Genomic DNA, 25,970 nt, shown 5'->3' with positions numbered 1-25,970 from the left:
GCGGCGGGCCTCGATGGCCGACCGGGGATCAGGCCTCCCGCGGCGCCCTCTTTGTCCTCGTCGTCTCCGTCGTCTTCGTCGTCTTCGTCGTCTTCGTCTGATTGCGGCGGGCCTCGAAGAGCTCGACAAGGAAGTCGACGAAGACGCGCGCGCGCGGCAGGAGGTGGCGGCTCTTCGGGTAGAGCGCGTGAACGGGGTACGAGAGGCTCGGCTCGCGGATCGGCGCGGCCTCGAGATCGCCGCGGGCGAGCGCTCCCTCGACGTGGAAGTCGAACGAGTAGACGAGCCCGAGCCCCGCGATCGCGCCGTCCAGCAGCAGGTCGGCGTCGTTCGTGTGAAAGCGCGCCTCGACGGCCGCGGGCGGCGGCGCCTTGCCTTCGGCGAAGCGGTAGGGCGTGGGGCGCCCGTCCTGCAGGAAGCCGAGGCACGCGTGGCGCGCGAGGTCGTCGAGGCGCTTCGGCCGGCCGTGCCGGCGAAAGTACGCGGGGGAGCCGCAGACGAGCGTGCGGATCTCGCCGACCCGCCGCGCGATGAGCGTCGAGTCGCGGAGCTCCCCGAGGCGCACCGCGACGTCGATCCCCTCCGCGACCGGGTCGATGAACTGGTCGCGAAGCGTCAGCTCGAGGCGGATCTGCGGGTAGCGGCGGAGGAAGTCCGCGACCTTCGGCCGGAGGAGCGCCCGGCCAAGGACGACGGCCGCGTCGACGCGCAGCGCGCCCGCCGGGGCCGTGCGCGTGCCCTTGAGCGTCTCCGTCGCGGCCCGGTACTCCTCGACGATGCGCGCGCCGCGGTCGAGGAACGCGGCGCCGTCCTCGGTGAGCCTGAGCGACCGCGTCGTGCGCGCGAGGAGCTGCACGCCCAGCTCGTCCTCCAGGCGCGCGATGCGGCGGCTAACCGCCGAGGCCGTGACGCCGAGGCGCCTGGCCCCGGCGGCGAAGCTGCCCGCCTGCACGGTCGTCACGAAGAACTCGATGCTCGTCAGCGTGTCCACGGCGATTCGTTCTACTCTGGAACGAGAGAAGTGTCACCGGCGCGTCTAACGCTCGGTCTGGAATGAATTAACCTCCGCTCAGGTGCTCGCCGGAGCCGCGAGCGGAACCAGACAAGGCAGAGAGGCAGAGAGGGCCGCGAGGCGCCGGGAAGCGGCCATTCCGCCGCGCCGCGCTCGGCGCCGCGGGCTGCCTGCGCGCGCTGCGCGAAGGAGGGTGTCATGGAAAAGCGAATGAGAGCGTGGGTCCTTGAAGGTGGGTTCGGGACCGATCACCTGCGGAACGTCGAGCTGCCCATCCCAGAGCCAAAGCGGGGTCAGGTCCTCGTCCGGATCCACGCCGCGTCCGTCAATTACCGGGACCTGATGGTCGTCGATGGGCAGTTCGACCCCTCCCTTTCCATGCCGCTGGTGCCGCTCTCCGATGGCGCGGGCGAGGTGGTCGCCGCGGGCGAGGATGCGCGCCGGCTGCGCGCCGGCGATCGCGTCGCCACCCTGTTTCAGCAGAAGTGGCTCGGCGGGCGGCCCACGCCCAGGACGACATCCGAAGTGAGCCTTGGTCATCCCAAGGGAGGGGTGCTCGCCCAGTATGTCGTGCTCGATGAGGACGGCCTTGTCGTCCTCCCGCCGTCGCTCACCTACGAGGAGGGCTCGACGCTGCCGATCGCCGCCGTGACCGCGTGGCAGGCGCTCCACGTCGACGCCCCGGTGAGGCCGGGCGATACGGTGCTCGTGCTCGGGACGGGCGGGGTCGCCGTGTTCGCCGTGCAGCTCGCGCGGGCGTCCGGCGCGCGCGTCATCGTCGCGTCGAGCAGCGACGAGAAGCTCGCCCGCGCCCGCGAGCTCGGCGCGACGGACCTCATCAACTACAGCGCGACGCCCGACTGGGATACGCGCGCGCTCGAGCTGACAGGCGGCGTGGGCGTCGACGTCGTTGTCGACATCGCGGGCGACGTGCGGCGCTCGGTCCGCGCGCTGCGCTCCGGCGGTCAGGTGAGCCTCGTCGGCCTCCTCGCCGGCGCCTCCGCGCAGCTCGACGTGGTGCCGATGCTGCTGAAGCGCGCCCGCGTGCAGGGGATCAGCGTGGGCAGCCGCGATATGTTCGAGGACCTGCTGCGCGCCGTGGCGCACCACCGCATCAAGCCGGTGATCCACCGCGTCTATCCGTTCGAGGCCGCCCGGGAGGCGATCGAGGCGCAGCGGCGGGGCGAGCACGTGGGCAAGCTCGTGATCGCGGTCGCCTGAGGGCGTCGGTCGTCGAGCGGCCTACGTCGCTTGCTCGGCAGCCAGCGCGGCCTGGACCGCGGGGCGCGCGCCGACGCGCTCCTTGTACCGGACGAGGGCGGGCCAGCGATCGAGGTCGACGCCCGCGAACTTCGTCCAGGTGAGCACGGTGAAGAGGTACGCGTCCGCCACCGTGAACTGGTCGCCCATCAGGTACGCCGCGCCCTCGAGGCGCGGCGCCACGAGATCCAGGCGGCGGCTCACCGCTTCCCGCGCGGCGCTCTTCTGCTCGTCCGACGTCCTCGGCCTGAACAGGGGGGCGAACTGCTTGTGCAGCTCGGTGCTGATGAAGCACAGCCACTCCTGCAGGCGGTAGCGGCCGAGGGTGCCGGCCGGCGGAGCGAGCCCGACCTCGGGCTTCTGGTCGGCGATGTACTGGACGATCACCGGCCCCTCGGTGAGCACCTCGCCGCTCTCGATCTCGAGCGCGGGGACGTAGCCCTTCGGGTTGATCTGGTTGAAATCGGCGCCCGACTTCGTCTTCTTCGTGCCGAGGTGGACCTGCTCGAGCTCGAACTCCATGCCCGCCTCCCGCAGCACGATGTGGGGAGAGAGCGAACAGGCACCAGGGCTGAAATAGAGCTTCATGTTGACCTCCAGGAGCGCTCGGGGAGGGGACCTTCCCCGACAGCGCGGCGTCCGTCAAGGCGGCCCGGGCGCCGCGCCGGGGAGGGGACCGGCGGCGATGGCTCGGCAGGTAAGCAACAATGGATATCAGGAGAGCTCTCACGGCCGCTTCGCCGGCCCCCGGCGTCAGGACGGCCGGCGGCGTCAGCGGTGCGGCTCGTTGACGTCGTGCGCCGCGGCGTCGACCAGCGGGTCGGCGTAGACGCCCGGCGTGGAGTCCGGGATGAGCGTCGCGCCCACCGCGCGCGCGTAGAAGTCGGCAGGGCCGACGCCGCCGATGATGCCGTAGGCATAGCCCATCTGTGCGAGCCCGTGCAGGGAGGCGAGGAGCAGGGCGTGGCCGACGCCATTGCCCCGCTCGCCCTCGGCGACGCCGATGGGGCCGAAGAAGCCGCGGCGGGTGCACTCGTACGCGGAGAAGCCGATCACCTCGCCCCCGCGGATCGCCAGGTACACGCTCACAGGCTTGTTCGCGTAACCGATGCTGATCTCGTCGGCCCACGCTGTGGTGAAGTGCCGTTCGATGAACCGCCGCACCGGCGTGATCTCGTACGGCGCCGCCCGCCGCACGACGACGGAGGCGCGCCGCATGCCCTCGAACACCGGGTCGAGCGGCGGCAGCTTGAGCAGGTTGACGAACATGTCGGGCATCGGTCCTCCTGAGCAATAAGGGAATCGGCCGTCACTTCAGCGCGTCGGGGTCGACGCCGAGCTCCCGGAGCCTCTCGGCCAGCCGCGCTGCCCGCTGCTCCGCGGACTCGGCCCGCTGCTCCGCGGACTCGGCCCGCTGCTCCGCGGACTCGGCCCGCTGCTCCGCGGACTCGGCCCGCTGGGCGAGCTCCAGGCCAGCCGGCACGAGCTCTCCCTCGGGGGTGAAGAAGCGGAGCTGTCCTCCCTCCACGCCCAGGAAGAGCCCGAGCTGCGCGCTCCAGAGGCGGCCAGAGGCGTCGGGGGAGAGCGGCTCGTACCGCCCGTCGACCAGGCGAAAGCCCGCGAGATCGAGCGTCTCCGGATCGAACCAGAAGTAGTCCGGCGTCCGGAAGATGTCCTGGTACGTCTGCTTCTTGAGGCCGCGATCGATGCTCGCCGTGCTCTTCGAGAGCACCTCCACGATCACGTTCGGGTACCGGCCGTCCTCCTCCCACACGACCCAGCTCTTGCGCGGTCTCCGCTCGGTGCCGAGCACGACGAAGAAATCTGGGCCCCGGAAGCTCTCGGATTTCAGCTGACGAGGGCTGAAGTAGATCGTCAGGTTGCCCGCCGCGAAATAGTCAGTCCGCTCCTTCCAGAACAGCTCCAGGCTCTCGAGGAGCAGGATCATCTGGATGAGGTGCTGGTAGCTCTCCATGGGCGGCTCGATGCTGTCCAGATCGCCGGGCGGGGCGACGACGCTCGGGTCGACGATCTCCGCCGGCATCGCGAAGGCGAGGGACGTCATGCCTCCAGCCTGCCGGAGGATGCAGACCGCGGCAAGGTCCCGGGGCGCATCTCGTCGGCCCCGGTCGCGCTCACGGATCCACGGCCGCGTTCATTTCGACTTCTCAGGGCCCGACCCCCGCATGTCCAGCCAGCAGCAGCTTCGCCTCGGGCGCGCTCCAGTCGCGCGCGCCCGTGAACCGGAGCGCCAGGCTGCCGTCGGGGCGCACGAGGAACGAGTCGGGCAGCGTCGAGACCCCGAGCCGCCGCGCGAGCGCCGGCGAGCCGGACAGCACGACCTCCGGCGGCACGTCGCCGTCGAAGAAGGCGCGCACGACGTCCCAGCTCTCGTCGACGCTCACGGCCACGAGCTCGATCCGCCCGTCCCGCCGGAGCTCCCGCCCCAGATCGAGCAGCGCGGGGAGCTCGGCGCGGCACGGCGCGCACCAGGTCGCCCAGACGTGGAGCAGCACGGCCCGGCCGCGCAGCGAGCGGAGGCGCAGCTCGCTCCCGTCCGGCCGCAGGAGCGCCTCGTCCGGCGCGGGCTCGGCGCCCGGGAGCTGCTCGTGCTCGAACGGGCGCCCCGGCCGGTCCGCCCCGCGGCCGTGCTCGACGGCCCAGTAGACGCCCACGGCGAGCGCCTGGAGGAGCATCAGCACACCCGCGGCGCCGCCGAACGCGCGGAGGCGAGGGGACGCGCCCACGGCCTACTCCGCCGCCGGCGGCAAGGCCGCAGCGGAGCGCGGCGGGGGGCCGGCGGCGTCCGGCGCCGCGGCCGCCGCCTCGAGGTCCTGCTCGCGCCGCCCGCCCGCCACGCTGTGGAGCACCGGCAGGACGAGCAGCGCGAGCCGCGTCGACGGGATCACCCCCCCGATCACGACCGTCGCGAGCGGGCGCTGCACCTCGGCGCCGACGCCCGTGCTCCACGCCATCGGCACGAAGCCGAGCGACGCGACGAGCGCCGTCATCAGGACCGGGCGCAGGCGGCGCTCGGCCGCGAGAGAGCGCTGGCGAGCCGCGGGCGGTCGGCGCCAACGTCGGCGCTGTCGATGACGGCGAGCGGCGCGCGCGTGGAAGGCGTGGGCGTGCGTGCCGCCGGCCATGTCAGTCCTCCGTCCATGGTCCCTTTTGCGTACCACGAGTCCTCGGGAGCGCGAGCGCCGCGCGGTGCCGTCGCGCCTCCGCCTTCCCGGCGGGCCAGCTTCCCGGCGGGCCAGGCGCCTCCGCCTTCCTGGTGGGCTCGGCGCATGCGGGCTGCGGACGCACCCCCGCGGGACGCACCCCCTCGGAGGCCATGGCCCCAGGGCGGGCTCGACCGTCGCTTGCTTGCCGGGCCTGGAGCGCTCGCGCCGCCCGTCGCCTTGAGCTGCCGTGATCGCCTCGCCCGCCAGCGCCCTGAGCCGCCGTCGCCCTGGAAGATCACGTGACGTCCCGGCCTGTCGACGGCGGTTTACCCGTCGCGCAGATCACCGCAATCGAGGCTGGAACCACCATGATTCCCACTGACGTCCTCTTTGATCTCGATGACCGAAAAATATCTGCACGACCGCGCGAGGACTGTCCGAACAGGCCGTGCCGATCGGATTTTTCTTCAACACTCGGCCGAACTCGGCCGCTCGAGCTTCGGAAAACCGATCTGCCTGGATTTCTGAAGGAATTCGCGCCCGCGAGGGCCTGGTCATCGGGCGATCCAGCGGGCGGAACAACGGATTCATCCGGGCCATACTTAACCAGTTCATCGCCGCCGGCGCGAAACCGAGCGAAACCGAGCGAAACCGAGCGAAACCGAGCGAAACCGAGCGAAACCGAGCGAGCGCACGCGCCGAGGCCTGGGGCATGTCGGATAGTGCGCTACCAGCCATCACACCACAACAGCCATTGTTGTGAGTTCGTAATAGTCAGGCCGCCTCGCAAAAGCCCCGCATAACGAACGATTGTCTTGACGGCCAACCGCGGTTGGAGCAAGAATTACCCTCGTCGCGGTGCCTACCGCACATGGGCACGCGGAAGAGCCTACCCGCTCAGCGCATCTCGTGATTGAGCTTCACCGGCAGGACGATGGTCACGGGCCATCCCTCGGGAGCCAGCGTCGCGCGGCGAGCGCTCCCGACCGACGCAGGGGCAGCGTAGAGCTGTAGTAGATAGATTTTTCTTGTTTCCTTAACGAGGAGAACCACATGAGATTCGCATCCAGGCGTGTCTTGCTTGCCGCCGGGACGGGCCTTCTCGCCGTCTCCTGCGTCGGCGTTCCGGAGGAGTACGAGAGCGAGGAAGGAGGCTTCCTCGACAGCGCCGTCATGATCGACCCGGGCGCGACCTACACGATCGTCGGCCGGCAGAGCGGCAAATGCGTGGAGCTCCAGGGCGGGAGCTCGGCGAACGCGCAGATCTCGACGTGCGTCACCGGCGCGACGCGACAGCAGTTCCGCGTGGAGGCCGCAGACAGCGGATTCTTCCGCCTCAGGAACGTGGGCAGCAATCTCTGCCTCACGGCCAACGGGACGAGCAACAACGCCGCCATCGTCCAGTCCGCCTGCGGCAACAGCACGAACCAGCACTTCAAGTTCGTCGACATCGACAGCACCCTCCAGCGGATCGAGGTCCGCAACGGCGGCGGCAGGGTGCTCGACGTCACGGGTAGGTCGACGCAGAACGGCGCCCGCCTCATCCTGTGGACCTGGGGGAACGGCGACAACCAGAAGTTCTCGCTCAGGGCCGTCGCGGGCAGCGGCTCCAGCAGCAGCACCACGACGACAACGACCACGACGACCACCACCACCACGACCACGACGACCAGCAGCAGCTCGGGTACCGGCGGCGCTGGCGGGGCTGGCGGTGCGGGCGGGGCCGGCGGTGCGGGCGGCGCCGGCGGGGGCGGTACCGGCGGCTTCACCGGCGAGGGCGAGGTGGGGGTCGCCCCGCCTGGAGGGTGCGGGCTCGGCTACAGCCAGCTCCCGGACGGCAAGGGAGGCCTCAACGTCGAGGCCGTCTGTCTACCGAGCGACTTCGACATGGCCAGGTCGCTCGAGGCCTTCAAGACGACGGTCTACCCGATCCTCACCGCCAACTGCAGCGGCTGCCACGGCTCGGCGGGCAAGGCCCAGGCGCCCATGCACGCCGACGCCGATCCGGCGCTGGCGCACGAGTACGCGCTCACGCGCGTCAACTTCAGGAAGCCGGCGGACTCGAAGCTCGTCGTCCGGATGGGCATCGACCGGCACAACTGCTTCGGATCGAGCTGCAGGGACGCGAACACGCAGATGCTCAACGCCGTCACGGCCTGGGCCAACGCCGTCGCGCCGACCCTGCCGGCGACCCCGCGCCCCGTCGCGGCCAGCGAGCGGCTCACCGAGGACCAGGTCCGGGCGTGGATCGCGACGGACAAGGCGACCGTCCCCGCGGCCGACGCGGAGTTCATCAAGTACGCGTCGCTCCACGAGCTCCACAACAAGGGCGTCACCGCCGAGGAGATGAACGTGGCCCGCGTGGGGCTCTCGAAGGCCCTGAACTCCGTCGCGCGCTGGGCTCCGCGGATCGTCAACCCGGTGGACATCAACGGCAAGGGCATCGTCTACCGCTTCGATACCCGCGATTACTGGGGCTACAACAAGGGCGTCACGAAGCTCCACTTCGGCGGGTCGGACGACGACGTGTTCTTCGGGAGGACCTCGGTCAACTACCTCGGTGAGCCGGTCGGCTCCGACGTGACCTTCCGGGAGCGGTACAGGTACACCGCCGAGGTCCAGAGGGACCCGAGCTTCGCGAAGCTCGTCTGGGGGCGCGTCCTCGCCGGCAACGTGGAGGGCGCCACGGACAGCGCGGTGCTGCCGAGCAACACGAACGGCTTCAAGTCGGACTACGTCGAGGCGAGCCAGCTCGTCTACACGCTGACCCGCCCGGACGTGTACAACGCCATCATGGCGCTCCCCTGGTACGCGCACGATCTCGAGAACGAGCTCGGCGTCGTCCGGGATCAGGGGATGAAGTCGTACGAGTACATGCTCACGAAGCAGGCCATCACGGTCGACTCGCGCATGTACTACAGGGCGCGGACGAAGAGCGGCGGATACTACTGGAAGACGTGGGACGTCTTCACCGGTCAGCTCGACGGTGCGGTGAGGACGATCGAGGAGGCGTACGAGACCGGGCAGATCCGGTTCCCGTTCTGGGCGCACCCCGTCCCGAAGTTCATCAGCGGGACCGGCATCGGCGGCTCGCCGAACAACTACAGCTTCATCGCGACGCTGGCGCAGCCCCAGGGCACCGAGCCCCCCGGCTGCGATGGCCAGCCGAGCTACGGCGGCAGCGGCTTCCTGAACTGCCGCTACTACACGGGGACCGACGGGCTCCAGCAGTCGGCCGAGGAGGTCATCTGGGATCTGCCGAACGGCCTGCAGGGCTACGCCCTGTTCGGCGGCTTCAACCAGCGCCGCGTGGACGCGTTCGTCAACATCGTGCGTGATCCGCGCATCGCCCGGGACGCCTCCGACGCGGCGATCAACAGCCTCGTTGGCTTCGCCAGCCCGGATCGTCGCCTGAACGTCGGCAGCTCGTGCATCGGCTGCCACGCGGACGGCATGAACCGCGGCTCCAACGATCTGCGCGACTGGCTGGACGCCGGCGGCTCGCGCCTCCCGAAGGGCGAGCACGGGGTCGACGGCTGGATCAACGACGAGGCGACCGTCGCCCAGGTCAAGGAGCTGTACCCGCCCTCGACCGTGATGCGGCCGCGCATGGAGAACGACCGCAGGGTCTTCCTGTCGTCGATGGCGAAGATCAAGCGGGACATGGTCCTCGGCACGGACAAGAACGTGTACGTGGAGCCGACGATCTGGACCATCGAGTGGGCGCAGAGCTTCTACAGGTACCCGACGACCCGCTCGAACTAGAGCAACAAACGGGTTGAACCCGCCTGAAACGAGCAGAACTTCGAACCGCCAAGACGCCAGGAGCGCCAAGACATCATCTTCTTCTTGGCGTCCTTGGCGTCTTGGCGGTTCATTTCTCGCTCGCTCAACGTGATCGTTGTTCTAGCCCCCACCTGACGAACGTCGCGCGCCCGAGCCCTGGGATCGCGAGCGCCCCCCGCGCTCGCCCCCGGGCTCGGGCCGTTTTCTTTCGTGCCGCATCTCGCCACGCGTCCTCGCGGCGTCACGCGGCGATATGCGCCCGCTACAGCTCCAGGACCGCCTCGATCCGGTGGCGGGTCGCCCGCTCGTAATCGTAGGCGTACCCCAGCAAGCGGGCCTCGCTCCACAGCGGGCCGACGAAGATCAGGCCGAAGGGGGCGCCGCTCTGGTACTGACCGGCGGGCACGACGACCCCGGGCAGACCCGCGATGTTGATCGCCGACTCCGTCGTCGCGGCGTAGGTGGCCGTGCTGAACAGCTCGGGGACCTCCTCGTAGGTCTGCGGGAACGCGAGGCCGTCCAGATCGTGCGCCGCCATGACGGCGTCGAAGATGCTCAGGTACTGGCCGCGGAGGGCCCAGAAATCGGACAGGTCGGGCAGATCCTCGGGGTGGAGCAGCGAGTCCGCCAGCACGGGGAGCGCGTTGGCGTACCAGGTCAGCGGGCCGGTGTCCGGATCGAACGGCGAGACCCCCGCGATGAGCGACAGCGCATCGATCGAGCCGACGACGTCGCCGTTGAACGTCAGCCCCTTCAGGTAGCCCTGGAAGTCGTGGGCGAGCGACTCGGTGCCACGGAAATCGTAGGGCTCACCGGGCAAGGCCAGCTCGGCGAAGCCGCTCCCGGCGAACGGATCCTCGACGACCGTCGCGCCCTGGATCTCGAGCTCCTCGACGGCCTGCGCGTACAGCGCCTGCGTCTCCGGCGAGAGATCGCTGAGGCGCCACCCCGGGCCGTACAGGCCGATCCGCTTCCCGCGGAGGGCGGTGCGGCTCAGCTGGCTCGTGTAGCCGTGCCGGGGCAGGTGCCCGTTCGACGCGCCCGTCTTCGGATCTTGCGGGCTGTAGCCGGCGAGGACGTCCATGACGAGGGCGGCGTCGAGGACGGTCCTCGCGATGGGCCCTGCCACGTCCCTCGTGGTGCCCGCCAGGGGCACGATGCCCGTCGTGGGGACGAGGGCGAACGTCGGCTTGACCCCGACGAGGCTCTGCGCGCCCGCGGGGTTCTGGATGGAGCCTCCCGTCTCCTCCGCGAGGCCCAGCACCGCGAAGTTCGCGGCCACCGCCGTCGCCGTCCCGCTGCTGCTCGCCCCCGGCGCCAGGTCCCTGTCCACGGCGTTGTAGGTGGGGCCTGCCCAGCTGCTGTTCGCCCGGGTGCCGTCGTCGCTGAACGCCGGGATGTTCGTCTTCCCGAGGATGATGGCGCCCGCCTCGATCAGCCGCTCGACGACGACGGCGTTCTTGATCGGGAAGAGATCGACGCCGCCCGCCTGGGAGCTGAGGGGCGCCCAGCCCGCCGTCGACGGCAGCCCGACGAAGTCCATCGATTCCTTGATGACGACGGGGATCCCCGCCAGCGGGCCGAGCCGCTCTCCCCGCCTTCGCCTCCTGTCGATCTCGCGCGCCTCCTGGAGCGCGTTCGGGTTCATGAACGTGAAGGCGTTGTAGGATTCCTCGTACTGCGCGATCCTGTCGAGGTACGCCTGCGTCAACGCCTCCGCGGTGTACCGCCTTGTCGCGTAAGCCCACTGGACCTCCGAGACCGTGAGCTCTGCGACGTCGATGTCGGAAGCGTCGATGGGGCCAGCCAGGGCATGGCTCGTTCCGGGCATCCCCAGGGCAGCTCCAAAGCAGACGGCCGCAGCGCATTGGATGGATCGACGGGTGTTCTTCATGATGAATCACTCCCTCTCACGTCAAGCTCCATGTCAAGACGCAAGTCATGTTGATGATGTGTTGATGATGTGCCGATGGATGGGCTCGCGCGCCACGATCGGGCCGACGGGCGATCGGAAGGGGAGGTGGCGCGCGGGCAACGTCGTCTCCCTCGTGGAGGCGACGCGGTGGGCACAAGGCCCGAATACCCGGGGCCGGCGGCCCGGTCAAGGAGAGGGGACTCTGTCTCCGCGCGCCAAGCAGCTTTCAGGCGGATGTGTCGGAATGCGGTGTCGGGATGCCGCGATCATGTCGTCGCCGTGAACCTGCGGTGGCGTGTCCGCGGGCTCCGTTGGCGTCGTGCTTGAAGCCCTGCGTCGTCTGGTATCTCGCGGGCGCCTCCGGTACCGGATCGGAGGATCTGCGGAGGCGGTTCGGGGGAGACGATCGAAGAAAGGACATGAGATGAGAACTCGTTGCGTATGGATCGTTGTCGGCCTCGATCGATCCATGAGCAGGACAGGGCGACCCGGCCCAGGTCGGGCTGGCCGCCGATCCCGGTCCCGGCGGGCGGCCGAGCCGCCCCCGGAGCACTGATCCCGTCCCGGCGGGCGGTCGAACCGCCTCCGGAGCATCGATCCCGGTCCTGGAGGGGCGGTCGAACCGCCTCCGGAGCATCGATCTCGGTCCTGGAGGGGCGGTCGAACCGCCCCCGGAGCATCGATCCCGGTCCTGGAGGGGCGGTCGAACCGCCTCCGGAGCATCGATCCCGGTCCTGGAGGGGCGGTCGAACCGCCCCCGGAGCATCGATCCCGGTCCTGGAGGGGCGGTCGAACCGCCTCCGGAGCATCGATCCCGGTCCTGGAGGGGCGGTCGAACCGCCCCCGGAGCATCGATCCCGGTCCCGGCGGGCGGTCGAACCGCCTCAGGAGCACCGGTCGCGCCCCACCGGTGCGCCCGCGAAGACGACGCGCCGGGGGCACCAGGGCAGGGGTGAGCGAAGGGGCGCGCGCCGCGGCGAAGTAGGTTACAGTGCGCGCCATGCCTGATTTCGCCAAGCTCGCCGCCGCGTGCACGATGGCACGCGGCCTCGCCATGGACGCCGTCCACGCCTGCTCGTCCGGTCACCTCGGCCTGCCGCTCGGGGCCGCCGAGATCGGCGCCGTCCTCTATGGCGATCTTCTCCGCCACGATCCCAGTGAACCGCACTGGCTGAACCGCGACCGCTTCGTCCTGTCCGCCGGCCACGGCAGCATGTTCCTCTACGGCTGGCTCCACCTCTCGGGGTACCCGGTGTCGATCGACGACATCCGCCGCTTCCGGCAGTGGGAGTCGAAGACGCCCGGCCACCCGGAGTACCACTACACCGAGGGCGTCGAGGCGACGACGGGCCCGCTCGGTCAGGGCGTCGGCAACGCGGTCGGGCACGCGGTGGCCGCCAAGATGCTCGCCGCCCGCTACAACACGCCCGAGCACACGATCTTCGACCTCGCCGTCTACTGTCTCGCCGGCGACGGCTGCCTCCAGGAGGGCGTGGCCGCCGAGGCGGCCGCCTTCGCCGGGCACTTCAAGCTCGACAACCTGATCCTCATCTACGACGCCAACGACGTCACCCTCGACGCGATGGCCGTGAAGACCCAGAGCGAGGACACCGGCAAGCGCTTCGAGGCCTACGGCTTCGAGGTCCTCCACATCGAGAAGGGCAACGACCTGGAGGAGGTCCACCGCGTGCTCCAGAAGGCGCGGGCCTCGAAGAGCGGCAAGCCCAAGTTCGTCATCGCCCACACCCTGATCGGCAAGGGCATCCCCGAGGTCGCCGGCACGCAGAAGGCGCACGGCGAGGGCGGCGCGAAGTTCGTCGCAGAGGCGCGCAAGAACCTGGGGCTTCCGCCCGAGCACTTCTACGTGAGCGAGGAGGTCAAGCAGTTCTTCGCGAAGCGCAAGGAGGAGCTCGGCAAGGCGCGCGCGGCGTGGGAGTCGACCTTCCAGGCCTGGCGCCAGAAGAACCCGGAGCTCGCCCGGCAGCTCGAGGAGGGCACCTCGAGGAAGGTGCCCGCCGACCTCGACGCGCGCGTCCCCGCCTTCGCGGCCGGCACGAAGGTCGCCACGCGCAAGGCCGGCGAGACCGTCCTGCAGGCGGTCGCCGAGGCCGTGCCCGCGCTCATCGGGTCGAGCGCCGACCTCTACGGGTCGACGTTCAACTACATCGCGTCGAGCACCGACTTCGATCCGGAGCACCCGGCCGGCCGGAACATCCGCGCGGGCATCCGCGAGCACGGCATGGGCGCGATCCTGAACGGCATCGCCTACCACGGCGGCCTGCGGCCGAGCGGCGCGACGTTCCTCGTGTTCGCCGACTACCTGCGGCCGAGCATCCGCCTGGCCGCGCTGTCGCACCTGCCCGTCGTCTACATCTTCACGCACGACTCCGTGGGCGTCGGCGAGGACGGGCCGACGCACCAGCCGGTCGAGACCGTGGCCGGCCTTCGCGTCATCGTCGATCTGGACGTCATCCGGCCGGCGGACGCCGAGGAGACGGCCGGCGCGTGGATCTCCGCCCTGGAGCGGACGGATGGCCCGACGGTCCTCGCGCTCACGCGGCAGGCCGTCCCGCTGCTGCCGGGCGACGCCGCGCAGAAGCGCGAGGGCGTGCGGCGCGGCGCGTACGTGCTCGTGAAGGAGACGGCGGCGCTCGAGACGATCCTGATCGCGACGGGCAGCGAGGTCCAGCACGCGGTCGCGGCCGCGAAGGAGATCGGGCCCGGCGTCCGCGTCGTCTCGATGCCCTGCGTCGAGCGGTTCCTGCGCCAGGACCGCGGCTACCGCGAGGCCGTGCTGCCCGCCGCGTGCACGCGGCGCGTGTCCATGGAGGCCGGCGTGACGTTCGGGTGGCACCAGTGGGTCGGGTCGAAGGGGATCGCCCTCGGCATCGATCGCTACGGCACGAGCGCCCCCGGCGACATCGTGATGGATCGGCTGGGCATGAACCCGCAGTCGATCGTGCAGGCGGTGAAGGACCTCCTGCCCTGAGCCGCTGACGAGAGAGAAAGGCCGCCAGGAGCGCCAGGGAGGAGCCGGATCCACCGGCGCTCCTGGCCCCCTGGCGCCTCCTGTTCGCCCGATCGACGAGAGCGCTGGACGTCGCCCCCCGCGGAGCTACAAGCCGCCCGTGCCGTCGGGCGACCTGATCTCTCAGCTCCTGGCCCTCTTCGCCGTGCTCGGGGTCGGCGTGCTGCTGCGGGCGGTCGGCCGCGGCGGGCAGGTCGAAGCGGCCGCGCTGAACCGGCTCGTCATCGACGTCACGACGCCCGCGCTGATCCTCTCCGTGCTGCGCCGCTCCGGCATCGGCCACGGCGCCTGGGGCGCCGTCGCCGCCTCGACGATCGCGCTCTTCGCGTGCGCCCTCGCGGGCATCGCCGTCGCCCGCGCGCTCGGGCTCCCGCGCGCGGCGCAGGGCTCGGCCGGGCTCGTCGGCAGCTTCTCGAACACCGGGTTCCTCGGCGTCCCCGTCGTGCTCGCGCTCTACGGGCGCGCGGGCGGCGCCGCAGGGACGGCGATCCTCGTCGACAGCATCGTCACGACGCTGATGCTCTGGACCTTCGGCGTCGCGCTCGCCGCGCGCATGGGCGCGGGCGGCGACGCGGGCGCGCGCGGCCTGATCCGGGTGCTGCTGCACCCCAACGTGCTGTCGATCGCCGCAGGCCTCGCCCTCCACGCCCTGCCGATCCCGCTCCCGACGTGGGTGGAGCGCGCCATCGACGCGCTCGGGAGCGCGACCCCGACCCTCGTGTTCCTCGCCCTCGGCCTGAGCCTCGACCTGCGCTCGCTCCGCGGCCGCGTGCGGCCGCTCGTCGCCGTCGCCTCGGTGAAGCTGCTCCTCGCCCCCGCGGTCGCGCTCGGCGTCGCGGTCGCGCTCGGCCTGAAGCGGCCGGTGTCCGAGGTGGCCGTTCTGCAGTCCGCCATGCCGACGTCGATGGTCTCCGTGATCGTCGCCGCGCGGTACGGCTGCGACGGCCAGTTCGCCGCGGCCACCGCGGTCGTCACGACGCTCGGCGCCCTCGCGACCCTGCCGATCGTCGTCGAGGTGCTGCGCAGGATGCTCCCGTAGCCGTCGCCGCCCGCCCTGTAGGCGGCGGCCACGCTCGAAGCGCGGGACGGGATCGGCCCACGTCGCCGCGGCGACGCATAGGCCGGTATGCCTATGCCTGGATGCGGAGGGCTCGGGTACGACTTCGTCGCAGTCACCCGCACCGGGTGATGCGAGGACCCGCGGTGACCGACCCTGGCACCGCCCGGCAGCCTGAACGGATGGATCCGACGATGAAGATGGGGAATCTGACGCTGACGCTCTCGATGGTTGGACTCCTTTGCATCGGCTCTGGAGGGTGCGGTTCGTCAGGCGAGGACGATGGCAGCGGAACGACGGGCAGCGGCGCTGGCAGCACGACGTCGGGCGGCTCGGGTGCAACGACGGGCACCGGCGGCGGCGCCGGCACGGGCACAGGCGGCGGCGCCGGCACGGGCGGCGGGACCACGGGATCCGGTGGCGCCGCGGGGACCGGCGGCAGCACCGGCAGCACCGGCGGGATGGCCGGCACGGGCGGCGGCGGCAGCAGCGGCAGCAGCGGCGGCAGCGGCGAGGCCACGATCGTCCCCGACCCCTCGTGGACGTGCGGCATGCCCGACGGCATTCCGCTCCCCACGCTCGGCGAGCTCGTCTTCCGGGCGACGCTGGAGCTCGGCGAGACCCACGATGTCGGGACCACCCAGTTCGGGAACCGCCGCCTCCTCGACGTGAAGGGGGGCACGCTCACGGGCGACAACATCGAGGCCACGTTCCTCACGGGCGGCATGGAGCTCGAGCTCACGCTGTCGAACGGATCCGTCGAGCTCGAGGAGATCAACATCCTGAGAGCGAGCGACGGGAGCCTCATCTACCTGAGGAGCTGCGGTGTCGCGGCCGCCGGCGATGAGGTCGTCCGGATCGTCCCCGACTTCGAGGTCCCGAACTCCAGCCCGCTCGCGTGGCTCAACACAGGGAAGTTCGCGGGCACCCGCGTCGTCGACGCCGCGGCGGGCACGATCCAGATCGACGTCTACGACATCGCCGGGGTGGCCGCCGGAGAGCCGAAGATCAAGCTCACGGATCCCGAGGGGGTCCCCGATCAAACGTGGGAGTGCTCGACGGCGACGGGGGCGAGGGGAGACAGCGTGTTCACCGAGACCGTCACGCTCGGCTCTTCCCTCTCCGTCGGCGCGAGCAAGCGCGGCACGCGCAACATCATCCCCATCACCGGGGGCACCGTCACCGGTGGAACGCTGCTCCGCGGCCTGTCGGGCTCGGTGCTCCCCGGAGGCGCGGACTACCAGCTCATCGGGGCGAACACGGTGCTCGACGCAAGGTATGCGCTGGCCTCCAGCGACGGCGAGGTCATCGTGGTGAGGAACTGTGGACCGTTCGGCGCGCTCGTGCCCGTCTTCGAGACGCGCGCAGACGGCCCCTACGCGATCCTCAACACGAAGTCGTATGTGAGCTCCGACCCGGGGGGGGCCGCGGGTGGGGTGAGCCTCACCTTCTACGAACGCAGATAGAACAGCAGGCCAGCGAGACGATCCCGGGGAAACGGGGCGAAGACGAGAGGTTTCCTCGGGGGCGCATCGCTCCCTCACGCGCGTCGCGGCGCCGTCACGCTGTCGCTGTGCTCCTGAGCGCCCTGCTGGAAGGGTTGGACATCCACGCCATCGGTGTTGACCCTACCCGACGTCAGCGATCGGCCGCGTGCCCGTCGCGACCATCGGCAAGAAACCCGGCGACGAGCGCGTTGAGCCGCTCGGGCGATTGCCGGTTCGGCCAGTGGCCGTTGCCCTCGAGGACCTCGACGCGGGCCGCGGGGACGAGCCGGGCCGCGTCGAGCGTGTGCTTCAGCTTCACGCCCATGTCCCGGTCGCCCTGGATGAAGAGCGTTGGCGCGGTGATCTCGTGGAGGCGCGGCCGCAGGTCGACCCGCATCCGCAAGAACCCGATCGAGCCGTTCTGCCAGTCCGAGGACCCGGCGCCGGCGGCGCGGACCTCCTCGACGATCTCGTCGACGATCCCGTCGAAGTCGTCGACCGGACCGGCGAAGAGCGCCCGCCGCGCGAACGCCGCGATCTGCTCGCGCGTGCGGAGCAGGCGCGTCGGCAGCGTCGTGTTGAGGAGCGGCAGCCTGGCGACGAGCCAGAGGAGCTGGTGAACGACCGGCGGGAAGGAGATGATCCCGGCCGGCGCGATCGCCACGAGCCGGTTCACCCGCTCGGGGCTCTCGATCGCCGTCGCGAGCGCGAGCGCGCCGCCCTGGGAAAGCCCGACGAGGTGGGCCCGCTCGAACCCGGCGTCGTCGAGCACCTCGTGGACGCACCGCAGCATACGCGCGTGCGTCGCGCGCCCTCCCCACGGCCGGCTGAGCCCCTGCTTCGGCCAGTCGAGCGCGAGCACCTGGTGTGACCCGGCGAGGACCGGGATCAGGTGACGCCAGCTCAGCCGGGCGTTGTCCACGCCCGCGCCGCTGAGGAGCAGGACCGGCGACCCGGACTCCCCCGCCCGGTAGACGTGCAGCCGACCCTCGGCCGCGGCGACATAGGTGCTGCGCGCGCCCGGGATCTCACGCACGCTGGCAGTCCCCGCGCCGTGCGGCACCGGCGAGCCCCTCAGGCCCCGACCTGGTAGACGCGCTGATACCCCGCCTCGACGTCCGTGATCGTCACCTCGACGATCCCGTGCGGCGTGATCGCGTATTGCTCCTCGATGAGCGGTCCCTCGCCGCCCATGCGCTCGACGGGCACGGCGGCGAGCTCGGCGGCGCGGTCGCGGAGCCGCCGGTCGAAGGGGAACACGACCTCGTTGAAGGCCGTGATGTCGCCGTGGGGGACGCCGAGCCGGTCGAGCGCGGCGCACTCGACGAACCGGTAGCGGCCGACGTTGTGCGCCGCGCGGTAGACGCGGCGCGAGACCACCGGCGCCTCGTGGCTCGAGGGGACGCGCGCCTCGCGGTCGAAGATCGGGTCGAAGACCACCTCCTCCCCGCCGCTGCTCTCCCGGAACACCCCGAAGTGGCGCGACAGCCTGTCGGAGAGCTCGAAGCCCGCCTCCTCGTCGACCGCGATCGCGAGGCCCATCGCGATCGCCGCCGAGGGATAGGGGGATCGGTGCACGCGCCGCCCGAAGCGCTCGCGCAAGGTCCGCGCGACGATGGGCAGCGAGCTCGCGCCGCCGACGACGTAGATGCCGGCGATGTCGGCGAGCGCCTCGCCCGCGCCCGCGTCGAGCCGCGCGATCACCGGTTGCATGGCGGTGATCGTCGACTCCACGAGCGGCACGCACCGGTCGTAGAAGTCCGAGGCGGCGATCGTCACCTCGTGGGCGGGCGCCAGCTCGCCGAAGCACGCCTCCAGGTCGATCACGATGCGCCGGGAGTTCGGGTTGAGCCGCTCCTTCGCCTCGCGGCACTGGTCGGCGAGCGCGGCGAGCGCGCGCGCCGGCACGTCGTCGGGCTCCAGCCTGGCCGCCTCGAGCGCCGTCGCGGCGAGCACGGCGTCGAAGTCGTCGCCGCCGAGGTGGTTCAGCCCGGCGGTCGCGACGGCGTCGTGGCTCCGGCCGGTCATGTGGACGAGCGACGCGTCGAACGTGCCGCCGCCGAGGTCGTAGACGATGATGTGCTCGCGCTTCGCCGTGATGGTGTTGCGGTGGCGGTGCGTGTACTCGAAGCCGGCGGCCGAGGGCTCGTTGAGGAGCGCGATGACCTCGAAGCCGGCGCGCCGGAAGGCGTCGAGCGTGACGAAGCGCTGCGTGCCGTGCGCGTTCGCCGGGGTCGCCACGACGCAGACGAGGCGCCCGTCGTCGTCCTTCCTCCTCGGCCGGTTCGACCGGTTCAGCACGGCGTCGCGGAGCGATTTCAGGAACAGCGTCAGCAGGTCGAGCACGCGGAGCTTCGTGCTGCCGATCTCGACCTCGAAGTCCGGCGACGCGCGAGGGCCCGAGAGCACCCGCTTGAACGATCGGAGCACGGTCCACTCCGGGTCCGAGGCGACCGCGAGCGCGTCGAAGCCGAAGCGGAGCTCCCCCTGCCGCTCGGCCGCGACCGAGGGGTAGAAATCCACGGTGTCCCCCGCCGCGTCCTGGAAGCTGATGACAGGGTAGTTCCCGCGGTCGCAGCACGCGACGACGGTCCGCGTGGTTCCGAAATCGATCCCGAGGCGCACGGTTGGGTTCCTCCGGCCCGCATGCTGCCACATCCGGCCGCCCGCGGTGAAACTCCGCGGCGGGCGATGGTCTCCACCGACGCCGGCCGGCTGAGCCACGCCGTGCGCACGGCGCTCGGCGCGGATCCTGCGGTGAAGGTGGGCGCGACGCACGCGGCGTTCGACGCGCTGCACGCTGTCGACGAGCGCGTCGTGCGCTGTTACTGACGGCGAGTCATCCCCGCGCCCGCGACGCCGCGCGCGGCTTCTTCGCGGCCTTCGAGCCCGTGCCGGGCTTCTTCGCGGCCTTCGAGCCCGTGCCGGGCTTCTTCGCGCCCTTCGCGGACTTCTCTGGCGGCTTCCCTGCGCCGGCTCGCGGCGCGTCGCGCTTCTTCCGCTTCTCTCCCGGCACCTTCCCGATGCGCGGGTCGCCCGCCTCGATGAGCGCGCACGCTCGCAGCGCCGCCTCCTCGAAGTCGGGCGCGTCCGCCGGGAGCACCTGCCAGCCCGTCACGCTCTTTCCGAGCACCTCGATGCTCCGCATGCTCGGGAACTCCGGGCGCAGCGCCGCGTGGTGCTCCTCGGCCGTCGCGAGCCAGACGCCGTTGTCCGGCCAGCGGCCGGGCTTGTCGCGCAGGGCGAGGACGATCTTCTCTCCCACGTAGACGGCCACGCAGCCGAACAGCGGCCGCGTCTCGGGCCCGAGCGGCGCGAGCGCATCGAGCACGAACTCGTGCGGCACCGGCTTGCGCTTCCTCGCGGCGAACACCTCGTCCGCGGGCGGCGCGAGACGCCCGCTGCTGCTTCGCTTGACCATCGCGCGTCAGCGCCGCGCGAGCCAGTGGCCGTACGGCGGCGGCAGGAGGCGGGTCGGCTGCTCCACGCCGAGCTTCTTCGCCGCGTGGTAGGCCCAGTGCGGATCGTCGAGCAGGGCGTGCGCCAGCATGAGGAGATCCGCCTGGCCCTCCTTCAGCGCCGCCTCCGCCTGCCCGGGCTCGTTGATGAACCACCCGACCCCGACAGGCACGCTCGCCTCCTTGCGGAGGCGCCCGGCGTGCGGGAGCAAGAAGCCAGGGCCCCACGGGATCTTCGAGACGTCGGGGACCACGAACCCGTGGCTCGCGTCGACGAGGTCGAGACCGCAGGCCTTGAGCCGCCTCGTCAGCTCGATCGACTCGTCGAGCGTGACCCCGCCGTCCACCCAGTCGGTGATCGAGAGCCGCACGGTGAGCGGCAGGCGCTCGGGCCAGGCGCCCCGCACGGCCTCGAACGTCTCGATCAGGAAGCGGATGCGGTTGTCGAACGACCCGCCGTACTCGTCGGTGCGCGCGTTCGAGAGCGGCGAGTAGAAGCTGTTCGCCAGGTAGCCGTGCGCGAAGTGCAGCTCGAGCCACTCGTAGCCCGCCGCGACGGCCCGCCGCGCGGCGGCGGCGAAATCGCCCTTCACGCGCGCGATGTCGGCCTTCGTCATCTCCCTCGGCACGCGGGGGAGCTTCTCGCCATACGCCTTCGCCGAGGGCGCCAGCAGCTCCCAGCCGCCCTCCGCGCCCGTCAGGTGGTCGTCGCCCTCCCACGGCCTGTTGGCGCTCGCCTTCCTCCCCGCGTGGGCGAGCTGGATCCCCGGGACCGCGCCCTGCTCCTTGATGAACGCGACGATCCGCCGGAGCGGCTCGATCTGCGCGTCGTCCCACAGCCCGGCGTCCCTCGGGCTGATGCGCCCCTCCGGGGACACCGCCGTCGCCTCGGCGATGACAAGGCCCGCTCCGCCCCTCGCCATCGAGCCCAGGTGAACAAGGTGCCAGTCTGTCGCACGCCCGTTCACGGAGGAGTACTGGCACATGGGAGAGACGACAACGCGGTTGCGCAGCGTGACGTCCTTCAGGCGAAAGGGCTCAAACAGGCTTGCCACAGGCGACCTCCTCGACGACGGTGGCGCAGCTTCGCACGCCCCGACGCGCGCGGGCAAGCGGAGGCCCCCTCCGGGTTGGTTGCATTGTCATGGTAAAAATGATGTTCTGATGAAAGTTGGCTCGGTCGCGCGCGGGGAGCCCGGCGGCACGTCACAACCGCGAAGGCTCGATCGTCGACAGGGAGAAGGGCCAGCGGGGCCCATGACAAGGAGAACGACGATGAGCGAGCAATCCGCAGTGAAGTACGAGCAGGTGATCCCGGACGTGCTGCAGGCGCTGGCCGGCGTGCACCACGTGCTGGAGGGGTACGGCCTCGAGCGGAAGCTGATCCACCTCATCCAGCTGCGCGCGTCGCAGATCAACCAGTGCGCCTTCTGCGTGAGGATGCACACGCGGGATGCGCGGCAGGACGGCGAGACGAACGACCGGCTCGACCGGCTCATCGTGTGGGAGCACGTCCGCGATTTCAGCGAGCGCGAGCGCGCCGCCTTCGCCTGGACCGAGGCGCTGACCTCCCTCGATCGGCGCACCGACTACAGCGCGCTCCGCGCGCGGCTCCGGGAGCACTTCTCCGAGCGGGAGATCGGCGCGCTGACCGCGGCCGTGGCGATGATCAACCTGTGGAACCGCGTCCAGGTCTCAAGGCACTGAGATGACGCCGCCCGACGACGCCTCCGTGTTCGAGTCCGCGAGGCCGATGCTCCTCGGCCTCGCCTACCGCATCCTCGGCTCGCGCGCGGAGGCCGAGGACGCGGTGCAGGACACGTACCTGAAGTGGCAGAGCGCCGACAGGGGCGCGATCGAGAACCCGGCCTCGTGGCTCACGACCCTGTGTACGCGCCGGTGCATCGACCTCTTGCGCTCCGCCCGCCACGCCCGCGTCGATTACGTGGGGACGTGGCTGCCCGAGCCCGTCGAGACCCCGGCCGATCTCGATCCCGGCGAGAAGCTTTCGCTCTCGTCGTCGCTCCAGACGGCCTTTCTGCTGGTGCTCGAGCGCCTCGCGCCGAAGGAGCGGGCGGCGTACCTGCTCCACGACATCTTCGATGTCCCGTACCCGGAGATAGCGACGGCGCTCGGCCTCCAGGAGGCCGCGTGCCGGAAGCTCGTCTCGCGGGCGCGCGCCAACATCGCGCAGTCGAAGGCGCGGCACGCCACCCCGCCGGTGGAGAGGCAGGAGCGGCTGCTCGCGGCCTTCCAGGCGGCCGTCGCGAGCGGCGGGACCGACGATCTGGCGGCGCTCCTCTCGGACGACATCGAGCTCTGCGCCGACGGGGGCGGCAAGGTCCCCACCGTGTCTCACGTGCTGCGGGGCAAGGCCGAGGTGCTCGACTTCATCGGTCGCGCGCTCAGCGACTACTGGAGCCCTTACGCGTGGAGCGAGACGGACATCAACGGAGCCCGCGGCGTCGTCCTTCGCAAGGGCGGCGCGGTCGTGGCGTGCGTGTCCTTCGCCTACGACGAGCACGGCGCGGCGACGAGCATCTACATCGTGCGCAACCCCGACAAGCTGTCCCGCCTCGGCGGGTAGGCGCGCGAGGGCGCGCTCGACCGGCGCGCCAGAGCGACAAACGGGTTGAGCCCGCGTGAAACGAGCAGAATTTCGAACCGCCAAGGCGCCAAGGACGCCAAGAGTATGTCTTCCTTCTTGGCGTCCTCGGCGTCTTGGCGGTTCATTTCTCGCTCGCTCAACGTGATCGCTGTTCTCGCGGCGCGCTGGATCGCCGGTCACGCGCCGGTCAGCGCGCGGGCGAGCGGCCCGCGAGCGCCGACGGCGTGACGCCGAGGACGCGGCGCATGCACCGCGCCATGTGGCTCTGGTGCGCGAACCCCGCCTCGATCGCCACCTGGCTGGCCGGCATGTCGCCCTGCACGAGAAGCGCCCTGGCGCGCTCGACCCGGCGCTGGACGACGTACTCGTGCACCGGCAGGCCGGTCGACCGCTTGAACAGGGTCTTGAGGTGGGACGCGCTGATCCCGGCGACGCCGGCGAGCCGCTCCAGGGACAGGTCCTGATCGAGGTGCTCCTCGATGTACTCTGTCACGCGCCGTAGCTGCGGCCTCGACAGCCCGCGCGGGGGCCTGCTCGGCGCCCCGGCCCGGCCGAGCAGGTGAACGGCGAGGGCGAGGCTCAGGCTCTCCGTGTAGAGGAGCCCGCTCGGGTACCCGGCCACGCGCTCGGCGTCGAGCGCCCAGGCGATGTGCTCTACCTGCGGATCCTTGACCTGGTGGCGGAGATCGAGCCCGGCCGCGTCGGGGTCGCGCCCCATGTCGATGGCCGCGCGGCGCAGGAGCGACGGGGGCAGCCGCAGGATGAGCGAGGTGCCCGCGTCGTCCTCCTCCCAGACGTCCGAGTACCCGGCGGGGAGGACGTCGACGTCGCCGCGCGTGTAGAGGAACCGGTGGGCGCCGCACGACCCGCGGACCGGCGGTCCGGCGTGGACCTTGATCCGGTGGTCGTCCGTGGCCTCCAGCGAGACGACCCCGGCCGGGGTCGTGAGGACGTCCAGGCGCACCCCGAGGCGGGACCGGGGCGCGCTCGCGGCCTGCTCCTGCGCGGTGATGGCGTGCATCGACCCCGAGTATCCAACGGCGCCGCGCCGCGCGCCACGGGTGTCCGATCGTGCGCTCGGCGCGTCCGAACGTGCGCGACGGCGCCGCGCGCGGGCCGCATCCATGGCGGGCAAACGCGCCCGCCGGCGTCCGGCGGGGGAGCGAACGGAGGACTGCATATGAGTGACGTCTCGATCATCGGCCTGGGTCCCATGGGCATCGCGCTCGCGCGGGCGCTCCTCCAGCGCGGCGCGCGCGTCGCCGTCTGGAACCGGACGCGCGCGAAGGCGGAGCCGCTCGTCGCGGAGGGGGCCGCCCCGGCGGCGAGCGTCGCGGAGGCGGTGAAGGCGAGCCCCGTCGTCGTCGTCTGCGTCGCCGACTACCGGGCGACGTTCCGGCTGCTGGAGCCGGGCGAGGTCGCCGCCGCCCTCGCCGGCAAGGTGCTCGTGCAGCTCAGCACGGGGACGCCCGAGGACGCGCGCGGCGGCCAGGCGTGGGCGAAGGAGCGAGGGGCCGACTACCTCGACGGCGCCATCCTGGCCGTCCCGAGCCAGATGGGAAAGCCCGAGAGCACGATCCTCGTCTCGGGCTCGGAGACGGCCTACCGCGAGAGCAAGGCGCTCCTCGAGAAGATGGCCGGCTCCGTGCCTTACCTCGGCGGGAACGTGGGCGCGGCGTCGGCGCTGGACCTCGCGTTCCTCTCGCACCTGTTCCTTGGCCTGCTCGGCTTCTACCACGGCGCCCGCCTCTGCGAGGCCGAGGGCCTGCGTGTGGCCGACCTCGGCGCGATGCTCGCCGACGTGGCGCCGGCGATCGGCGGGATGATCAAGCAGGACGGCGACGTGATCCAGGCCGGGACGTACCTTGGATCGGAGAGCTCGCTGGACACCTGCGCGCGAGGCCTCGAGATGATCGTGCGGCAGGCGCGCGAGGCGCGGATCGACGGCGGGATTCCGGCCTTCGCCGCGGGGCTCTTCCGGAAGGGCGTGGACGCGGGGCTCGGCGACGAGGCGCCGGCGGCGCTCGTCAAGATGCTGCGTCAGGGCGGTTCGATCGCCTGATTCGCCTGTTCGCCCGATTCGCCTGATTCGCCGGGGTCGTTGGATCCGTCTGGCTCGTTGGATTCGTTGGATTGGCTCGATTCATCCGATCGCTGAGAGGACATGCCATGAAGCGTTACGCAGGGAAGAAGGCAGTCGTCACCGGCGGGACCCACGGGATGGGGCTCGCCACCGTCAAGGCGCTCCTCGACGGAGGGGCCGAGGTGCTGCTCACCGGCCGCAACGAGCGGAACCTCGAGGCCGCGCGGCGCGAGCTCGGCCGCGCGGCGCACGTGGTGCGCTCCGACGCGGGGAGCGTCGCGGACATCGACGCGCTCGGCGCCGCCGTGAAGGAGCGCCTCGGGGAGATCGACCTCCTGTTCGTCAACGCGGGCGTCGCGAGCCTGGAGCGGTTCGAGGAGGTGACGGAGGCCTCGTACGACGCGACCTTCGCCGTCAACACGAGGGGCGCGTTCTTCACGATGCAGCGCCTCGCGCCCCTGATCCGGGACGGCGGAGCCATCGTCGTCACGACGTCGATCGCCGACGAGGGGGGCCACCCCGGCATGAGCGTCTACGCGGGCTCGAAGGCGGCGCTCCGCGCGTTCGCGCAGGGCTTCGCCGCCGAGCTCCTGCCGCGGCGCATCCGCGTGAACGCGGTGAGCCCCGGGTTCATCAGGACGCCGACCATGGGCGTCGCGGGCGCCTCCGCCGAGGTACTGGCCGCCTTCGAGCAGGAGGGCCGCGAGATCACCCCGATGAAGCGGATCGGGACGCCCGAGGAGGTGGCGCGCGCGGCGCTGTTCCTGGCCTTCGACGCGACGTTCACGACGGGCGTCGAGCTGCCCGTCGACGGCGGCCTGGGTCAGGGCATCACCGCGCCGCACGCGTAGCGCGGCGCGCCGGGCCGCGCGCGGCGACGGCGACGCGTGCGTCGCTCGCGCCGCGAGCTGTCGAGCTCAATCGATGCACGACACGTATCTGCCACCACGCAATCGCCGTGCCGCGTTTGTAGAGCCGGGAACGCGCGACGACATCGGCGATGAGCCAACCGTGTGTGCCACGCCGGATGGCACAGACGAGCACATGCGGTTTCTCGTCGACGAACACGGCCCTCCTGTGGGATCCCGGGCCGTGGGCGAGAGGGCCGA

23 protein-coding genes and 1 pseudogene are annotated in these 25,970 nt (G+C 71.3%); 10 read left to right on the top strand and 14 right to left on the bottom strand.

Annotated elements, in window-relative coordinates:
• Positions 1-28: 28 nt before the first annotated feature.
• Entirely contained in the window at positions 29-991 is a 963-nt protein-coding gene (locus WMF24_RS21090) for a LysR family transcriptional regulator (RefSeq protein WP_437738220.1), read from the bottom strand.
• 219 nt (positions 992-1,210) lie between these two features.
• Between WMF24_RS21090 and WMF24_RS21085 the strand changes: the two genes are divergently transcribed.
• A complete protein-coding gene (locus WMF24_RS21085) occupies positions 1,211-2,233 on the top strand; it encodes a zinc-dependent alcohol dehydrogenase family protein (RefSeq protein ID WP_437738219.1) in 1,023 nt (340 codons plus the stop codon).
• A gap of 21 nt (positions 2,234-2,254) precedes the next feature.
• Here WMF24_RS21085 and gstA read toward each other — a convergent pair whose 3' ends face one another.
• The 6 genes and pseudogenes from gstA to WMF24_RS21055 all read right to left on the bottom strand — a co-directional run bounded on the left by gstA (position 2,255) and on the right by WMF24_RS21055 (position 6,153).
• A complete protein-coding gene (gstA, locus tag WMF24_RS21080) occupies positions 2,255-2,860 on the bottom strand; it encodes a glutathione transferase GstA (RefSeq protein WP_437738218.1) in 606 nt (201 codons plus the stop codon).
• Between the two features lie 183 nt (positions 2,861-3,043).
• Positions 3,044-3,550, bottom strand: coding sequence for a GNAT family N-acetyltransferase (locus WMF24_RS21075; protein ID WP_437738217.1), 507 nt, complete (start codon positions 3,548-3,550; stop codon positions 3,044-3,046).
• Between the two features lie 31 nt (positions 3,551-3,581).
• Positions 3,582-4,337 carry a Uma2 family endonuclease gene (locus WMF24_RS21070; RefSeq protein ID WP_437738216.1) on the bottom strand — a complete coding sequence of 252 codons (756 nt, stop codon included), beginning with the start codon at positions 4,335-4,337 and terminating at the stop codon, positions 3,582-3,584.
• A 103-nt stretch (positions 4,338-4,440) separates the two neighbouring features.
• Positions 4,441-5,019 carry a TlpA family protein disulfide reductase gene (locus tag WMF24_RS21065; protein ID WP_437738215.1) on the bottom strand — a complete coding sequence of 193 codons (579 nt, stop codon included), beginning with the start codon at positions 5,017-5,019 and terminating at the stop codon, positions 4,441-4,443.
• A 3-nt stretch (positions 5,020-5,022) separates the two neighbouring features.
• Positions 5,023-5,316 (bottom strand): annotated as a pseudogene (locus WMF24_RS21060) (efflux RND transporter permease subunit); the annotation flags it as partial.
• A gap of 465 nt (positions 5,317-5,781) precedes the next feature.
• On the bottom strand, positions 5,782-6,153 hold the full coding sequence (locus tag WMF24_RS21055) for a hypothetical protein (protein ID WP_437738214.1): 372 nt from the start codon (positions 6,151-6,153) through the stop codon (positions 5,782-5,784).
• A gap of 339 nt (positions 6,154-6,492) precedes the next feature.
• Here WMF24_RS21055 and WMF24_RS21050 point away from each other — a divergent pair, with 339 nt between their 5' ends.
• Positions 6,493-9,204, top strand: coding sequence for an RICIN domain-containing protein (locus tag WMF24_RS21050; RefSeq protein ID WP_437738213.1), 2,712 nt, complete (start codon positions 6,493-6,495; stop codon positions 9,202-9,204).
• A 283-nt stretch (positions 9,205-9,487) separates the two neighbouring features.
• Here the strand turns inward: WMF24_RS21050 and WMF24_RS21045 are convergent, their stop codons facing one another.
• Positions 9,488-11,056, bottom strand: a complete 1,569-nt coding sequence (locus tag WMF24_RS21045; RefSeq protein ID WP_437738212.1) for an amidase — start codon at positions 11,054-11,056, stop codon at positions 9,488-9,490.
• Positions 11,057-12,140: 1,084 nt separating this feature from the next.
• On the opposite strand from WMF24_RS21045, the gene tkt reads away from it, so the two are divergent.
• From tkt to WMF24_RS21030, 3 genes are all read left to right on the top strand, one after another.
• Entirely contained in the window at positions 12,141-14,129 is a 1,989-nt protein-coding gene (tkt, locus tag WMF24_RS21040; protein ID WP_437738211.1) for a transketolase, read from the top strand.
• Between the two features lie 139 nt (positions 14,130-14,268).
• On the top strand, positions 14,269-15,207 hold the full coding sequence (locus WMF24_RS21035; RefSeq protein ID WP_437738210.1) for an AEC family transporter: 939 nt from the start codon (positions 14,269-14,271) through the stop codon (positions 15,205-15,207).
• A 212-nt stretch (positions 15,208-15,419) separates the two neighbouring features.
• Positions 15,420-16,691 carry a DUF3237 family protein gene (locus tag WMF24_RS21030; protein WP_437738209.1) on the top strand — a complete coding sequence of 424 codons (1,272 nt, stop codon included), beginning with the start codon at positions 15,420-15,422 and terminating at the stop codon, positions 16,689-16,691.
• A 172-nt stretch (positions 16,692-16,863) separates the two neighbouring features.
• Here the strand turns inward: WMF24_RS21030 and WMF24_RS21025 are convergent, their stop codons facing one another.
• On the bottom strand, positions 16,864-17,748 hold the full coding sequence (locus WMF24_RS21025; protein ID WP_437738208.1) for an alpha/beta fold hydrolase: 885 nt from the start codon (positions 17,746-17,748) through the stop codon (positions 16,864-16,866).
• Between the two features lie 38 nt (positions 17,749-17,786).
• Complete coding sequence (locus WMF24_RS21020) at positions 17,787-19,337, bottom strand: Hsp70 family protein (protein WP_437738207.1); 1,551 nt, start codon at positions 19,335-19,337, stop codon at positions 17,787-17,789.
• Between the two features lie 66 nt (positions 19,338-19,403).
• Between WMF24_RS21020 and WMF24_RS21015 the strand changes: the two genes are divergently transcribed.
• On the top strand, positions 19,404-19,544 hold the full coding sequence (locus WMF24_RS21015; RefSeq protein ID WP_437738206.1) for a hypothetical protein: 141 nt from the start codon (positions 19,404-19,406) through the stop codon (positions 19,542-19,544).
• A gap of 7 nt (positions 19,545-19,551) precedes the next feature.
• Here WMF24_RS21015 and WMF24_RS21010 read toward each other — a convergent pair whose 3' ends face one another.
• Together WMF24_RS21010 and WMF24_RS21005 are read right to left on the bottom strand one after the other, a co-directional pair.
• Positions 19,552-20,133 carry a hypothetical protein gene (locus tag WMF24_RS21010; protein ID WP_437738205.1) on the bottom strand — a complete coding sequence of 194 codons (582 nt, stop codon included), beginning with the start codon at positions 20,131-20,133 and terminating at the stop codon, positions 19,552-19,554.
• Positions 20,134-20,139: 6 nt separating this feature from the next.
• The gene (locus WMF24_RS21005) at positions 20,140-21,225 is read right to left on the bottom strand and encodes an NADH:flavin oxidoreductase/NADH oxidase (RefSeq protein ID WP_437738204.1); all 1,086 of its coding nucleotides are present in this window, start codon (positions 21,223-21,225) and stop codon (positions 20,140-20,142) included.
• Between the two features lie 220 nt (positions 21,226-21,445).
• On the opposite strand from WMF24_RS21005, the gene WMF24_RS21000 reads away from it, so the two are divergent.
• Both WMF24_RS21000 and sigJ read left to right on the top strand, forming a co-directional pair.
• Positions 21,446-21,877, top strand: coding sequence for a carboxymuconolactone decarboxylase family protein (locus WMF24_RS21000; protein ID WP_437738203.1), 432 nt, complete (start codon positions 21,446-21,448; stop codon positions 21,875-21,877).
• Between the two features lies 1 nt (position 21,878).
• Positions 21,879-22,757, top strand: coding sequence for an RNA polymerase sigma factor SigJ (sigJ, locus tag WMF24_RS20995; protein ID WP_437738202.1), 879 nt, complete (start codon positions 21,879-21,881; stop codon positions 22,755-22,757).
• Between the two features lie 208 nt (positions 22,758-22,965).
• Here the strand turns inward: sigJ and WMF24_RS20990 are convergent, their stop codons facing one another.
• Positions 22,966-23,799: a helix-turn-helix domain-containing protein gene (locus tag WMF24_RS20990; RefSeq protein WP_437738201.1), complete on the bottom strand. Its 834-nt coding sequence runs from the start codon at positions 23,797-23,799 to the stop codon at positions 22,966-22,968.
• A 159-nt stretch (positions 23,800-23,958) separates the two neighbouring features.
• Here WMF24_RS20990 and WMF24_RS20985 point away from each other — a divergent pair, with 159 nt between their 5' ends.
• Together WMF24_RS20985 and WMF24_RS20980 are read left to right on the top strand one after the other, a co-directional pair.
• Positions 23,959-24,840, top strand: a complete 882-nt coding sequence (locus WMF24_RS20985) for an NAD(P)-dependent oxidoreductase (protein ID WP_437738200.1) — start codon at positions 23,959-23,961, stop codon at positions 24,838-24,840.
• Positions 24,841-24,947: 107 nt separating this feature from the next.
• Entirely contained in the window at positions 24,948-25,712 is a 765-nt protein-coding gene (locus tag WMF24_RS20980) for an SDR family oxidoreductase (RefSeq protein WP_437738199.1), read from the top strand.
• Here the strand turns inward: WMF24_RS20980 and WMF24_RS20975 are convergent.
• Positions 25,693-25,929 carry a hypothetical protein gene (locus tag WMF24_RS20975; protein WP_437738198.1) on the bottom strand — a complete coding sequence of 79 codons (237 nt, stop codon included), beginning with the start codon at positions 25,927-25,929 and terminating at the stop codon, positions 25,693-25,695. The two genes, WMF24_RS20980 and WMF24_RS20975, sit on opposite strands and share 20 nt — an antisense overlap.
• Positions 25,930-25,970: the final 41 nt, after the last annotated feature.

It is taken from the genome of Sorangium sp. So ce1335 (assembly GCF_051521615.1).
In the GTDB taxonomy this organism is placed as follows: domain Bacteria; phylum Myxococcota_A; class Polyangia; order Polyangiales; family Polyangiaceae; genus Sorangium.
Note: the sequence above shows the minus strand (reverse complement) of the source record. Positions and strands in the feature narration are given on the sequence as shown.

What these genes read in the sequence shown, in the direction of transcription:
- WMF24_RS21085 (WP_437738219.1), top strand. Translation starts at nt 1,211, where the DNA reads ATGGAAAAGCGAATGAGAGCGTGGGTCCTTGAAGGTGGGTTCGGGACC.
- gstA (WP_437738218.1), bottom strand. Translation starts at nt 2,860, where the DNA reads ATGAAGCTCTATTTCAGCCCTGGTGCCTGTTCGCTCTCTCCCCACATC.
- WMF24_RS21075 (WP_437738217.1), bottom strand. Translation starts at nt 3,550, where the DNA reads ATGCCCGACATGTTCGTCAACCTGCTCAAGCTGCCGCCGCTCGACCCG.
- WMF24_RS21070 (WP_437738216.1), bottom strand. Translation starts at nt 4,337, where the DNA reads ATGACGTCCCTCGCCTTCGCGATGCCGGCGGAGATCGTCGACCCGAGC.
- WMF24_RS21055 (WP_437738214.1), bottom strand. Translation starts at nt 6,153, where the DNA reads ATGCCCCAGGCCTCGGCGCGTGCGCTCGCTCGGTTTCGCTCGGTTTCG.
- WMF24_RS21050 (WP_437738213.1), top strand. Translation starts at nt 6,493, where the DNA reads ATGAGATTCGCATCCAGGCGTGTCTTGCTTGCCGCCGGGACGGGCCTT.
- WMF24_RS21045 (WP_437738212.1), bottom strand. Translation starts at nt 11,056, where the DNA reads ATGCCCGGAACGAGCCATGCCCTGGCTGGCCCCATCGACGCTTCCGAC.
- tkt (WP_437738211.1), top strand. Translation starts at nt 12,141, where the DNA reads ATGCCTGATTTCGCCAAGCTCGCCGCCGCGTGCACGATGGCACGCGGC.
- WMF24_RS21030 (WP_437738209.1), top strand. Translation starts at nt 15,420, where the DNA reads ATGAAGATGGGGAATCTGACGCTGACGCTCTCGATGGTTGGACTCCTT.
- WMF24_RS21015 (WP_437738206.1), top strand. Translation starts at nt 19,404, where the DNA reads ATGGTCTCCACCGACGCCGGCCGGCTGAGCCACGCCGTGCGCACGGCG.
- WMF24_RS21010 (WP_437738205.1), bottom strand. Translation starts at nt 20,133, where the DNA reads ATGGTCAAGCGAAGCAGCAGCGGGCGTCTCGCGCCGCCCGCGGACGAG.
- WMF24_RS21000 (WP_437738203.1), top strand. Translation starts at nt 21,446, where the DNA reads ATGAGCGAGCAATCCGCAGTGAAGTACGAGCAGGTGATCCCGGACGTG.
- sigJ (WP_437738202.1), top strand. Translation starts at nt 21,879, where the DNA reads ATGACGCCGCCCGACGACGCCTCCGTGTTCGAGTCCGCGAGGCCGATG.
- WMF24_RS20990 (WP_437738201.1), bottom strand. Translation starts at nt 23,799, where the DNA reads ATGCACGCCATCACCGCGCAGGAGCAGGCCGCGAGCGCGCCCCGGTCC.
- WMF24_RS20985 (WP_437738200.1), top strand. Translation starts at nt 23,959, where the DNA reads ATGAGTGACGTCTCGATCATCGGCCTGGGTCCCATGGGCATCGCGCTC.
- WMF24_RS20980 (WP_437738199.1), top strand. Translation starts at nt 24,948, where the DNA reads ATGAAGCGTTACGCAGGGAAGAAGGCAGTCGTCACCGGCGGGACCCAC.